The organism is Rhodococcus sp. NCIMB 12038, from assembly GCF_002165735.1.
Lineage (GTDB): Bacteria > Actinomycetota > Actinomycetes > Mycobacteriales > Mycobacteriaceae > Rhodococcus_F.
Window position 1 is genome coordinate 110,310 of sequence record NZ_NHML01000015.1, and the last position, 11,850, is coordinate 122,159.

Annotated in this window: 11 protein-coding genes; 4 read left to right on the forward strand and 7 right to left on the reverse strand. The window is 69.2% G+C overall.

The window, feature by feature from the left end; genetic code table 11:
• Positions 1-46 precede the first annotated feature (46 nt).
• On the reverse strand, positions 47-1,306 hold the full coding sequence (locus CA951_RS23395) for an MFS transporter (RefSeq protein ID WP_179220289.1): 1,260 nt from the start codon (positions 1,304-1,306) through the stop codon (positions 47-49).
• A 175-nt stretch (positions 1,307-1,481) separates the two neighbouring features.
• Here CA951_RS23395 and CA951_RS23400 point away from each other — a divergent pair, with 175 nt between their 5' ends.
• Positions 1,482-2,393, forward strand: coding sequence for a helix-turn-helix transcriptional regulator (locus CA951_RS23400; protein ID WP_087559088.1), 912 nt, complete (start codon positions 1,482-1,484; stop codon positions 2,391-2,393).
• Here CA951_RS23400 and CA951_RS23405 read toward each other — a convergent pair whose 3' ends face one another.
• The 6 genes from CA951_RS23405 to CA951_RS23430 all read right to left on the reverse strand — a co-directional run bounded on the left by CA951_RS23405 (position 2,394) and on the right by CA951_RS23430 (position 8,456).
• Entirely contained in the window at positions 2,394-3,026 is a 633-nt protein-coding gene (locus CA951_RS23405) for a Dabb family protein (RefSeq protein WP_179220290.1), read from the reverse strand.
• The gene (locus tag CA951_RS23410) at positions 3,019-3,372 is read right to left on the reverse strand and encodes a hypothetical protein (protein WP_087559090.1); all 354 of its coding nucleotides are present in this window, start codon (positions 3,370-3,372) and stop codon (positions 3,019-3,021) included. Before CA951_RS23410 ends, CA951_RS23405 begins: the two co-directional genes overlap by 8 nt.
• Before the next feature lie 80 nt (positions 3,373-3,452).
• Positions 3,453-5,102 (reverse strand): class I adenylate-forming enzyme family protein, encoded by a 1,650-nt coding sequence (locus tag CA951_RS23415; protein ID WP_087559091.1) that lies wholly within the window; start codon positions 5,100-5,102, stop codon positions 3,453-3,455.
• Positions 5,103-5,119: 17 nt separating this feature from the next.
• Positions 5,120-5,884 (reverse strand): SDR family NAD(P)-dependent oxidoreductase, encoded by a 765-nt coding sequence (locus CA951_RS23420; protein ID WP_087559092.1) that lies wholly within the window; start codon positions 5,882-5,884, stop codon positions 5,120-5,122.
• Positions 5,885-5,918: 34 nt separating this feature from the next.
• Positions 5,919-7,052, reverse strand: coding sequence for an acetyl-CoA C-acyltransferase (locus tag CA951_RS23425; protein WP_087559093.1), 1,134 nt, complete (start codon positions 7,050-7,052; stop codon positions 5,919-5,921).
• Positions 7,053-7,136: 84 nt separating this feature from the next.
• Positions 7,137-8,456, reverse strand: coding sequence for an MFS transporter (locus CA951_RS23430; protein ID WP_087559094.1), 1,320 nt, complete (start codon positions 8,454-8,456; stop codon positions 7,137-7,139).
• A gap of 212 nt (positions 8,457-8,668) precedes the next feature.
• Between CA951_RS23430 and CA951_RS23435 the strand changes: the two genes are divergently transcribed.
• From CA951_RS23435 to CA951_RS23445, 3 genes are read left to right on the forward strand one after another with little or no spacing between them, the layout of a single operon-like run.
• Complete coding sequence (locus CA951_RS23435) at positions 8,669-9,862, forward strand: acyl-CoA dehydrogenase family protein (protein WP_087559209.1); 1,194 nt, start codon at positions 8,669-8,671, stop codon at positions 9,860-9,862.
• Positions 9,863-9,879: 17 nt separating this feature from the next.
• A complete protein-coding gene (locus tag CA951_RS23440) occupies positions 9,880-11,037 on the forward strand; it encodes an acyl-CoA dehydrogenase family protein (RefSeq protein WP_087559095.1) in 1,158 nt (385 codons plus the stop codon).
• Positions 11,038-11,084: 47 nt separating this feature from the next.
• Positions 11,085-11,849 carry a trans-aconitate 2-methyltransferase gene (locus tag CA951_RS23445; RefSeq protein WP_087559210.1) on the forward strand — a complete coding sequence of 255 codons (765 nt, stop codon included), beginning with the start codon at positions 11,085-11,087 and terminating at the stop codon, positions 11,847-11,849.
• Position 11,850 lies beyond the last annotated feature (1 nt).

An 11,850-nucleotide genomic window follows, 5' to 3' on the forward strand; every position in this document is an offset into this window, starting at 1 on the left:
CAAATACCCCACGCATAGTGGTGGTCCTTTTCTGTCGTCGGGGTGGTCAGTCGGTGACGGTGAACGTGGCGTTGTCGCCGGCAATGGTGATGGCGTCGAGTCCGGTCTCGATCTTCGTCGTGGCCCGGGTGGTGGCGAGCACAGCGACCGGGAGCAGCGCTGCTCCGGTCACAGCGGCGCCGAGCACCGCCGGGCCGGCCAGACCCAGCGAGGACGACAGGGTGGTCGCGGCGAGGGCCGACCCTCCGGCGGTACCGAGGTTGAACGCCGCGGTCGCCAGCGACGACGCCAACCGCGACCCGTCGCCTGCGAACCGAAGGACCTGGGCGATCAGCACGGGGTTCGCACCGAGCCCGCACGCACCGAGCAGCACGACTACCGCGACCACTATCGTCGAGTGGCTCGCGGTCGCGGCGAGCACGAGAAGCAGGGCAGCGGTGCACGACACCGCCACGGCGATCGTGACCAGGGGACGGCGGTCGCCGACCCGACCACCGAGCGCCGTGCCCGCCAGCGCACCGACCCCGAATCCGACCAGCACCACCGGCACCAGCACGGTGGGGATGCCGGCGCGGTCGGTCAGCAGCGGGCTGATGAAGCTGTACGCGCCGAGGAACCCGGCCTGCGCGAGCGCGATCGCCCCCAGCATCACCCACACCCGCCACGGCCGCACCGCCGACAACTCCGCACCGACCGAGACCCTGGCCCGGCCGTCACCGGCCGTGGTCGGCGCGTACCGCAACACCACCACGATCGCCGGAACCGCCAGCACGGCCAGCATCCAGAACGGTCCCCGCCAGCCACTGAACTGCCCGGCGAAGGTCCCCACCGGCACTCCCGCGACGACGGCCAGGCTCAGCCCGCCCGACATCACCGCCAGCGCGCGTGCGCTCGCCCCGGGCCCGGCGACGGTCGTGGCCACGATGGCGCCGGTCGCCCAGAAGGTGCCGGTGGCCAGCGCCGTCACCACTCGCGACACGGTCACGACGGTGAACGAATCGCTCACCGCCGCGACGACGTGCCCGGCGGCGAACACCGTCAGCGCACCGACCAGGGTGGCCCGCGCGGGCAGCCGCACCGTGGCCAGCGCCATCACCGGCGGACCGATGATCATGCCGACCGCGAACGCCGTGACCAGCAACCCGGCCCGGGCGATATCCACACCCAGATCCGCGGCAACGTCGGGCAACAGCCCGGCGACCATGAACTCGGTCGTGCCCATCAGAAAGATCCCGGCCGCCAGCACATACACCAGTGCAGGCAACCGAGTACTCGGTGTTGTTCGGATATCTGGTTGCGTGCTCATGTCACCTTCGTCGATCTCGAAACACTTTGCTCGGGCGTCGGAGCACCTCCGTGCTCGCAGCATCCATGCAACGCCGCAGACAGCCGCCGTGGGAGGCGAAGATGAGAGGGGTGCCGGCAGCACCCCCCTCACAGCACCTGGCACCCACCACGGGGCAGGTCGTAGCCTCGCCTCTATGGAGTCCACTAACCGAGCGGCCGCGATCGGCCAGTTCCTGGCGTCACGGCGGGCCAAGATCACCCCCGAACACGTCGGGCTACCGGTCTACGACGCCGCCAAACGCCGCGTCCCGGGCCTGCGCCGTCAAGAAGTCGCCACCCTGGCCGGGCTCTCGGTCGACTACTACACGCAGATCGAACGCGGCAAGGTCAACAACATCTCCGAACAGGTCCTCGACGCCATCGCCCGCGCCCTCGAACTCGACGACGCCGAACGCTCCCACCTGTTCGACCTGCACCGCAGCGCCCTGACCCGCCCGCAACGGACCCGGCCACGCCGCGCCGGCAAGCCGGTCAGACCGATGGTGCAGCGACTACTCGACGCCTACACCGGGCCCGCGTTCGTGCGCAACGCCCGCCACGACCTCGTCGCCGCCAACCCACTCGCCTACGCCTTCTACAGCCCGCTCTACCCCGACCCGCTGCACCCCGAGCCGGCCGTACCGGTCAACTTCGTCCGCTTCTGTTTCCTCGACCCCCGCGCCCACGAGTTCTACCCCAACTGGGACCACGCCGCCGACGGCGCGGTCAACCTGCTGCGCACCGACGCCGGCCGCGACCCCTACGACCGCGGCATCTCGGACCTCGTCGGCGAACTATCAACCCGCAGCGAAGAATTCCGCACCCGATGGGCCAAACACAATGTGCGCCTGCACTACACCGGAACGAAGACCTTCCATCACCCCGTCGTCGGCGACATCACCATCGGCTACGAAACGATGCCAGTGCCCGCCGACCCCGGCCTGGTCCTGACCTTCTACAGCGCCGAACCCGCCACCCCGTCCGCCGACGCGATGACCCTGCTCGCCAACTGGGCCACCACCCACCTCGACCCGGCACCCGACCGATCCCAACCCCACCACCAATAATTAGATGATCGCCCCGTCGATCACGCAGAAGCTGTGGCAGAGCCGGGTGACGATCCGCGGCCCGCGTTCGGGATCGAACCACCGATCGATGTGCGCCCAGTGGTAGGGGTGCGTCATGTACGGCCCGGACAGTCCGTCGAGGTCGGCGTATTCCTGCTCCCAGACGTGGGTCCACCGAGCCGAACCGGCCGACTCGTGGACCCGGCTCAGCTGCGACGTCCCGATGGTGCGGATGTAGTTCGGCATCGCCCGCGTCTCGGATTCGAACTGCTCCATCACCGCCGGGTCGGCCGAATTGTCGACCGAGACGAGGAGCGTCCGGTACACGGCCGGTTCGAGGGCGCGTGGGGCGGGAGTGGGCACGCCTGCGTAGCCGACGCTGTCGACGTGCCCGATCCCGTGGGCGGACAGCTGCGCGACGATGCCGGGTTCGACGGCGCGCCAGTCGGATTCGTCGTCGAAGTGGAGGTGCGCGATCACGTCGCCGCCGTTGATGCCGCCGGGCAGGGTCGGTGCCACGAGAACGCGCCGGGCCCGGGGAGCCGCGACGTCCTGCAGCCTGCCTGCCAGCGACGCAGCGGCGGTGCCGTCGGAGTCGGCGCCGAGGTGAATCAGCTTGGTCACCTTAAACATCGGTCGCGACCTCCACGTCCGCGGGCGCGCAGGAGACGGTGCGTCGCCGGGTGGTGAGGAGCTCGTCGGCGTCCTCCCACCAGCGCAGCACGTCCGCGTCGTGGCGTGCGAGAAGACTGTGGTGCCACCAGGCGCGAGCGCCGCGCAGGGTCCAGCTGACACTGACGGTGTTGGACTGGTCCTCGAGCCATACCGGCGGCGAGACCAGCACGCGGTCGAGGGTCAGGCCACGCGCAATCGCGCCGGGCGCATAGCGTTCCAGGTAGGCGGTGAGAAACGCGCGCGCCCGGCCGGGCGTCACCACCATCTCGTCGACGATGTACACGATCGGTTCTGCCGCAACCATCAGCGCTCCCTCCTTCCCCGCTACCAGGACGGTAGGGGATGGAGGGAGCGCGTCACAGGGTTGCGTCCACCCAGCGGGAGCTACGTCGCCGCGGTCGCGAGTTGCTCGCGCAGCTTCGTCTTGAGGATCTTCCCGGCCGCCGAGGTCGGCAACTGCTCGACCACCACCACGTCGCGTACCTTCTTGTACGGCAGCACCCGCTCGGCGACGAACGCGGACACCGCATCCCCGTCGATCGTCACTCCAGGCATCGGCACCACGAACGCCACCGGCTCCTGGCCGACGCTGCCTGCCTCGCGGCCGACGACGGCGGCGGAGGACACGTCCGGGTGCGAGACGAGGATCTCCTCGAGCTCACGCGGATACACGTTGTAGCCCTTGTAGATCAGCATGTCCTTGGTGCGATCGCAGATGAACAGGTATCCGTCCTCGTCGAGGTAGGCGATGTCGCCGGTGTCGAGCCAGCCGTCGACGAACTGCTGCGCCGTGATCTCCGGATGGTTCAGGTAGCCGTCCGTGACCTGCGGTCCCCGGACCCACAGCTTGCCGCGGGCGCCGGCGTCCAGTACGGCATTGGAGTCGTCCTGGGCGCGGATCTGCACCTCGGTGTCGAAGACCGGCAACCCCACGCTGCCGAGTTTGTAGGCGACGGCCCCGGTCAGCGGTGCGGACGCGACCAGGCAGGTTCCCTCCGTCAGCCCGTACCCCTCGACCACGCTCGCCGACGGGAACGCCCGCCCCAGCGCCTCGAGGGTCACGTGGTCGATCGGCGCGGCGCCCGAGGAGACCACCCGTACCGAATCGGTGTCCCGGGTCGCGGCGTCTGGATGCGTGGCGACGGCGTGCCACATCGCCGGGCTCCCGGTGATGTACGTGGCGCGGTTCGTCTCGATCAACTCCAGCATCCGGCCGGGCTCGAAGCGCCCGGCGAACACCTGCGTCGCCCCGCACAGCAGCAGGAACGACATGTTGATCAGCGCGTGCGCGTGGAACAGCGGCGACACGACGACGGTCGCGCCGGCGCCGGGCACCACACCGCGGTCGCCGAGACTCTCGATGGGACGCAGTTCGATACCGCCGTCGGCGGTGGCCCGCACCTCGTGGCCCGCGCGCCACGCAATCATCTGGGTCACGTTGGCGAGAACGTTGCGGTGCAGCACCCGCACGCCCTTGGACAACCCGGTGGTGCCGCCCGTATAGGCGAGGTGGGCGACGTCGTCCCCGGACACCGCCGGGGTGAACGGCGCGGTGGCATACCCGCGGACGAACTCCTCGAACCCGAATTGACCGCGCCCGACGCCCGCCGGGAGTCCGGCCACCACGATGGTGCGGACGGTGGTGCCGCGCGCAGCCTCGGCGAGCGTGTCCAGCTGCCCGGGCTGGGTGACGGCGGCGACCGCCGCGGTGTCGAGGATCTGCGAGCGCAGTCCGGGGGCGGGCTGGAGAGGGTTGACCAGGGTGACGGTCGCCCCTGCCCGCAGCGCGCCGTAGTAGGCCACGACGAACTCGATGCAGTTGCCGAGGTGCAGGAGCACCACGTCGCGCTCGGTCACGCCCGCATCCCGCAGCGCGGCGGCGAACGCTCCCGACCGATCGTCGAGTTCGCGGTAGGTGCACACGGCGTCGCCGTCGACCACCGCGGGCCGGTCGCCGTAGAGGAGTGCCATGCTCGACGGGAACGCCGCCATCGTCAGTTCCGGATAGTGCAGTGCCGGTGCGGGATTGTTCACGTTCGGTCCCCTACTCGTCAGCGGGGTGCCATGCGGATGGCACCGTCCAGGCGGATGGTTTCGCCGTTGAGGTAGCCGTTCTCGAGGATCTGGCAGGCGAGCTGCCCGAACTCGCTCGGCTTGCCCAGACGCGACGGGTTCGGCACCGACTTCTCCAGCGACGCGCGCACGTCGTCGCGCAGCCGGGCGAGGAGCGGGGTGTCCATGATCCCCGGGGCGATGGTGCACACCCGGATGTTACGGCTGGCGAGGTCCCGGGCCGCGGTGACCGTCATGCCCACGATGCCGGCCTTCGACGCGGTGTAGTTGATCTGGCCGATCTGGCCTTCGAATGCGGCGACGGACGCCGTCAGCACGACCGCGCCGCGCTCGCCGTCGATCTCCTCCTGCCGCGCCATCCGCTCCGCCCCGAGCCGCAGGGCGTTGAACGACCCGACGAGGTTGAGCCGGATCACGAACTCGAAGTCCTCGACGGAGCCCGCCTTGCCGTCGGAGTCGAGGATGCGCATCCGGCGTCCGGCGCCCGCGCAGTGCACGAGGCCGCGCAGTCCGCCACGCTCGTCGGCGACGTCGAGTGCGGCCGCGAACTGCTCGGAATCGGTCACGTCGGCGGGAGCGAACTGCGCGGCGCTGCCCAATTCCTTCGCCGCCGCCTCACCGTCGGAGTTCGGCAGGTCGATGAGCGTGACCTGAGCACCCGCGTCGACGAGCCGGCGGGCCGTCGCCAGACCGAGACCGGACGCGCCGCCGGTGACCGCGGTCGAAATTCCCTTGAGTTCCATCGTGCGTGTGTTCCCTTCGAAAGATGTTGCCGGATCAGAGAAGTTCGAGAATGGTGGCGTTGGCGAGGCCACCCGCCTCACACATCGTCTGCAGTCCGTACCGAATGCCGTTGTCCCGCATGTGGTGGACGAGCCTGGTCATCAGGATCGCCCCGGAACCGCCGAGCGGGTGCCCGACCGCGATGGCGCCGCCGAGCGGATTGAGCCGGTCCGTCGCGGCGCCGGTCTCCGCCTGCCACGCCATCGGGACGGGAGCGAACGCCTCGTTCACCTCGAAGGCGCCGATGTCGTCGATCTTCAGTCCGGAGCGGGACAGTGCCTTCTCCGTCGCGGCGATGGGTCCGGTCAGCATGATCACCGGGTCGTCGCCCGCGACGGCGCACGTGTGGATGCGGGCCATCGGGGTCAGGCCCAGTTGGGCGGCCTTCTCGCTCGTCGTGACGAGCAGCGCACCGGCGCCGTCGGAGATCTGCGAGGAGTTGCCGGCGTGGATCACGCCGTCCTCCTTGAAGACGGTCTTCAGCTTGCCGAGGGATTCGAGGGTGCCGCCCCGGCGGATCCCCTCGTCCCCGGCGAGGACGTCGGAGAGCGGCGCGAGTTGCCCGTCGAATGCGCCCCGGTCCGCGGCGGCGGCCGCGAGTGCGTGCGATCGCAGCGCGTACTCGTCGAGCGCCTGTCGGGAGAGCCCCCACTTCTCGGCCATCATCTCGGCGCCGGTGCCCTGGCTGAACCCGCCGACGCCGTACCGGTCGAGGACGGCCGCCGGGAAGTGCTCACCGTTCGTGCTCGCGCTGCCCATGGGGACCCGGCTCATCGACTCCACGCCACCGGCGACGACGATGTCCTCGTGGCCCGCGATGACGGTGGCGGCGGCGAAGCTCAGGGCCTGCTGGCTCGACCCGCACGCCCGGGTGAGGGTGGTGCCCGGCACTGATTCGGGCCAGCCGGCGGCGAGGACGGCGGTGCGGGCGACGTTGCCCGCCTGCTCCCCCACCTGGCTGACGCAGCCCCAGACGACGTCGCCGACCTGATCCGGGGAGACGCCGGTGCGCGCCGCGAGGGCCTCGAGGACGTGCGCCGACAGATTTGCGGGGTGGATTCCGGACAGGGACCCGCCACGCCGCCCGATGGGCGTGCGGACGGCGTCGACGATCACTGCATCGCGCATGGTGTGTTCCTTCGATCTGAGGGGGTGACTCGAATCAATCACGGGCGAAGTTGTCAGCACAACGACTTTCGGCCGATCGCAGCGTTAGTTCGTGCCTATGACCGCAGCGTCGCCCCGGACCAGCTTCTTGTCGCGCTCGGGGTTCGCGAAGAGCAGCGCACCGACGGCGCACACGGCGGCGACGAGTCCGAGGGCCTGGAACGCGGTGGCGTACCCCTCGGCGGGCGAGGCGGCCGCGTCGACGATCAGACCCGTCGCGTAGGGGGCGACGAGTCCGCCGATCGCCATGACGGCGAGGAAGACACCCAGGGTGCCCGCGGTCTGGCGGGGCGGGCAGATCTCCGAGATCGCCGCGTTGAGCAGCGGGAACACCGACGCGGCGAAGCCGTAGCCGACGGAGACGACGAGGACGGCCACCGCGGGTGCCGTGATGGACGGGAGGGCCAGCAGGATCGCACCGCAGATCAGCACCCCGACGGCGGGGACGACGACGCGGACGACGCGGGACGTTGAGCCGCGTGCGAGCAGACGGTCGCCGATCACGGACGACAGCAGCATCAGGATCAGCCCGGCGATGCTCGGGAACGCGAACATGGAGCCGGCCTGCAAGCGGCTGTACCCGAGGCCCACTTCGAAGTACGACGGCAGCCACGTCAGAACCACGGCCACCAGGGCGTACACGCTCATGACGAGAAGCGCACCGCTGATGAACGTGCGGGTCCGGAAGATGCGACCCCACGGCACCGCCGGTTCACCGGCGACCGCGGAATCGGCGCCCTTCCCGCTGCGGATGTACGGGCCTTCGCTCCAGACGGTCAGCCAGACGACGCACCACAGCACTCCGATGGCGGCCAGCGCGACCAGTGCATAGCGCCACCCGAACGTGACGGTCACGAACGCGAGAGCGGGCGCGACGGCGATCTTCGCGATCGATGCGGCGCCGGCGAGCAGTGCGCTCGGCAGTCCGCGCTTGGCGGGGGCGTGCCACGAGTACGCCCCCGTGTGGAGCAGAGCGGAACTCGGGCCCTCCGCGAGCCCGAGCAGCAGGCGACTTACCAGCAGGACCGCGAAACTCGCGACGACCACGAGCGGAAGAATTGCGACGGACCAGGCGATCGCGAGCAGCAGCAGCGCCCATCGGAGCGACATCCAGCGGTTCAGCGCGCCGGCGAAGAAGCCGCCGACGGTGAAGGTCAGGAAGAAGAGGCTGCCCACCAGCCCGATCTGCGAGGCGCTCAGCCCCAGTTCGTGGGCGAGGGGCTGGGCGATGATGCCGAGGACGGCCTTGTCGGCGTAGTTGACGACGTAGAGCAGCACGAGGAGCGCGGTCAGGCCCCAAGCGCGGCTGCGGGACTCGGAACCGATGGCGACGGCCCGGTCGAGGGTGGCAGAGGAGCGGGTCACGTGGTGATCCCTTCGAAGTATGTCGTGGCGTGGGTCACAGTGTCTCGATTCATTGAACGGACCGGGAAGCCGTCGATCAATACGTACTCGGCGAAGGCACCGGCTACGTCAGCCTATGGGTCGCCGGGCGGCGGGTGCATTGGACTGCGCTATCCGACAGATAGCCCGAACACCTCTAGAAGGGCACCCGCGGATCGGGCATTCTGAGTTCTATGAGCCGCCTCGCCCACACTCTCGATCTGACCGAGTTCCAGACCGAGATCGTCGACACCGTGCGCACTTTCGTCGATCGCGACATCATCCCGGCCGCACAGGAACTCGAACACTCCGACACCTACCCCCAGGCCATCGTCGACAAGATGCGCGACATGGGCCTGTTCGGGCTGATGATCCCCGAGGAGTACGGCGGGCTGGGCGAATCCCTGCTCACGTACGCGTTGTGCGTCGAAGAACTCGCCCGCGGCTGGATGAGCGTGTCGGGTGTGATCAACACCCACTTCATCGTCGCGTACATGATCCGTCAGCACGGCACCGACGCCCAGAAGAACTACTACCTGCCGCGGATGGCGACCGGTGAGGTGCGCGGCGCGTTCTCGATGTCCGAGCCCGAGCTGGGTTCCGACGTCGCCGCGATCCGCACCAAGGCCAAGCGCGACGCCGACGGCAACTACGTGATCAACGGCCAGAAGATGTGGCTCACCAACGGTGGCAGCTCGACGCTCGTCGCCGCACTGGTGCGCACCGAGGAGGGTGCCGCCAAGCCGCACGACAACCTGACCACCTTCCTGATCGAGAAGCCCGCCGGGTTCGGTGAGGTCCTCCCCGGACTCACCATCCCGGGGAAGATCGACAAGATGGGCTACAAGGGCATCGACACCACCGAGTTGCTGTTCGACAACTACCACGCGGCCGCCGGCGACGTCCTCGGCGGAACCCCGGGCCGCGGGTTCTCCCAGATGATGGACGGCGTCGAGGTCGGCCGGGTCAACGTCTCCGCCCGCGCGTGCGGGGTCGCGATCCGGGCGTTCGAGCTCGCCGCCCGGTACGCGCAGCAACGCAGCACGTTCGGCAAGCCGATCGCCGAACACCAGGCGGTCGCGTTCAGCCTCGCCGAGATGGCGACGAAAGTGGAAGCCGCGCATCTGATGATGGTCAACGCCGCCCGCCTGAAGGACTCCGGGGAACGCAACGACGTCGCCGCGGGCATGGCCAAATACCTCACCAGCGAGTACTGCTCCGAGGTGACCCAGGCCAGCTTCCGCATCCACGGCGGCTACGGCTACTCGAAGGAATACGAGATCGAGCGCCTGATGCGCGAGGCACCGTTCCTCCTCATCGGCGAGGGCACCAGCGAGATTCAGAAGATGATCATCAGCAAGGGCGTACTGCGCAGTTACGCACTGTAATCCGAAGGAGAAAACCCGTGCAGCGTACGGTGTTCAACGAAGATCACGACGCGTTCCGGAAGACGATCCGCGATTTCATCGCCAAGGAAGTCGCGCCCGTCCACCACGACTGGGAGGGCGAAGGGCATCCGCCGCGCGACTTCTACCGCCGCCTCGGTGAGCTCGGTGTGCTCGGGATCCAGGTGCCGGAGGAGTTCGGCGGCGCCGGTGAGAAGAGCTTCAAGTTCGCCGCGGTGGTCGGCGAGGAGACGGCGGCCGCAGGCGTCACGTTCGGCAGCTACTCCGTGCACACCAACCTGATCCTGCCGTACCTGCTCGAGTACGCCAGCGACGAGCAGAAGCAGCGGTGGCTCCCCGGATTCGCCTCCGGCGACATCATGTTCGCCATTGCGATGACCGAGCCGGGCACCGGTTCCGACCTGGCAAGCATCGCGACGTCGGCGAAGCTGTCGGCGGACGGGTCGCACTACGTCCTCAACGGCGCGAAGACGTTCATCACCGGCGGCGCGCTCGCCGACCGGATCCTCGTGGTGTGCCGCACCGCGCCCAGCACCCCGGAGGACCGCCGGGCCGGTCTGACCATCCTCGTCGTCGACACCACAGCCGAGGGTTTCGCGGTGGGCCGCAAGATCGAGAAGATCGGCCTGAAGGCGTCGGACACCGCCGAACTGTCCTTCACCGACGTGCAGGTGCCGGTGGCGGACCGCCTCGGCGAGGAGGGGGCCGGGTTCAGCTACCTCACCCACAACCTCGCGCAGGAGCGTCTGTCCATCGCGCTCGGCGGATCGGCGACTTCGGCCGCGGCGTTGCAGCACGCGATCGCGTACGTCAAGGAACGCAAGGTGTTCGGCAAGCCCGTCGCGGCGTTCCAGAACACCAAGTTCGTGCTCGCCGAGTGCGCCACCGAGGTCGAGGCGATCCAGCTGATGGCCGACCGCGCACTCGAACTGCACGACGCGGGCGAACTGATGGTCGCCGACGCCGCGAAGGCGAAACTGTTCTGCACCGAGGCCGCGGGACGGGTCATCGACAAGTGCCTGCAACTGCACGGCGGTTACGGCTACATCCTCGAATACCCCATCGCACGCCTGTACGCGGACACCCGGGTGTCCCGCATCTACGGCGGAACGAGCGAGGTCATGAAGACGATCATCGCGAAGGATCTCGGCCTCTGACCCCACACACCAACAGTATGGGCGTACCGTTTGGAGGCGTGGACGACATCTGGGATCCGGACAAGTACCTCGCCTTCGCGGACCATCGCGGGCGCCCGTTCTACGAGTTGCTGTCGCGCGTCGACACGCGGTCACCCCGCCGCGTCGTCGACCTCGGCTGCGGCCCGGGAAATTTGACCGTCAGCCTCGCCCAGCGGTGGCCGGACGCCGTCCTGGAGGCGTCCGACAGCTCAGCCGAGATGGTCCGGGCCGCGCGTGACCGCGGACTCGACGCCGCCCGGCTGGACGTGCGCGACTGGACGCCGCAGCCCGACACCGACGTCGTCGTCTCCAACGCCGCCCTGCAGTGGGTGCCCGAGCACCGGGAGTTGCTTCGCCGCTGGCCGGGACAACTGCCGTCGGGGGCGTGGATCGCGGTGCAGGTCCCCGGCAACTTCGACGCGCCCTCGCACGCGATCGTCCGGGACCTCGCCGGGGCCGAGCGGTGGTCCCGGTGGTTGGCGGACGTGCCGTTCCGGGCGACGAACGTCGTCGACGATCCCGTCGGGTACGCGGGCCTGCTCGCGGACGCCGGGTGCGTCGTCGACGCCTGGGAGACCACGTACGTCCAGCAGTTGACCGGAGAGAACCCGGTACTGGAGTGGATCACCGGAACGGCGCTCCGACCGGTCAAGGATGCCCTCTCCGCGCCGGACTGGGAGCGCTTCCGGGAGGAACTCGTCCCGCTCCTCGACGAGGCGTATCCCCGGCGACCGGACGGGAGCACGTTCTTCCCGTTCCGACGCATCTTCGTCGTCGCCCGGGTGCACTAAG

Excerpts from the sequence above, each read along its gene's own strand:
- CA951_RS23425 (WP_087559093.1), bottom strand. The coding sequence starts at position 7,052 with ATGCGCGATGCAGTGATCGTCGACGCCGTCCGCACGCCCATCGGGCGG.
- CA951_RS23410 (WP_087559090.1), bottom strand. The coding sequence starts at position 3,372 with ATGGTTGCGGCAGAACCGATCGTGTACATCGTCGACGAGATGGTGGTG.
- CA951_RS23435 (WP_087559209.1), top strand. The coding sequence starts at position 8,669 with ATGAGCCGCCTCGCCCACACTCTCGATCTGACCGAGTTCCAGACCGAG.
- CA951_RS23405 (WP_179220290.1), bottom strand. The coding sequence starts at position 3,026 with ATGTTTAAGGTGACCAAGCTGATTCACCTCGGCGCCGACTCCGACGGC.
- CA951_RS23400 (WP_087559088.1), top strand. The coding sequence starts at position 1,482 with ATGGAGTCCACTAACCGAGCGGCCGCGATCGGCCAGTTCCTGGCGTCA.
- CA951_RS23420 (WP_087559092.1), bottom strand. The coding sequence starts at position 5,884 with ATGGAACTCAAGGGAATTTCGACCGCGGTCACCGGCGGCGCGTCCGGT.
- CA951_RS23395 (WP_179220289.1), bottom strand. The coding sequence starts at position 1,306 with ATGAGCACGCAACCAGATATCCGAACAACACCGAGTACTCGGTTGCCT.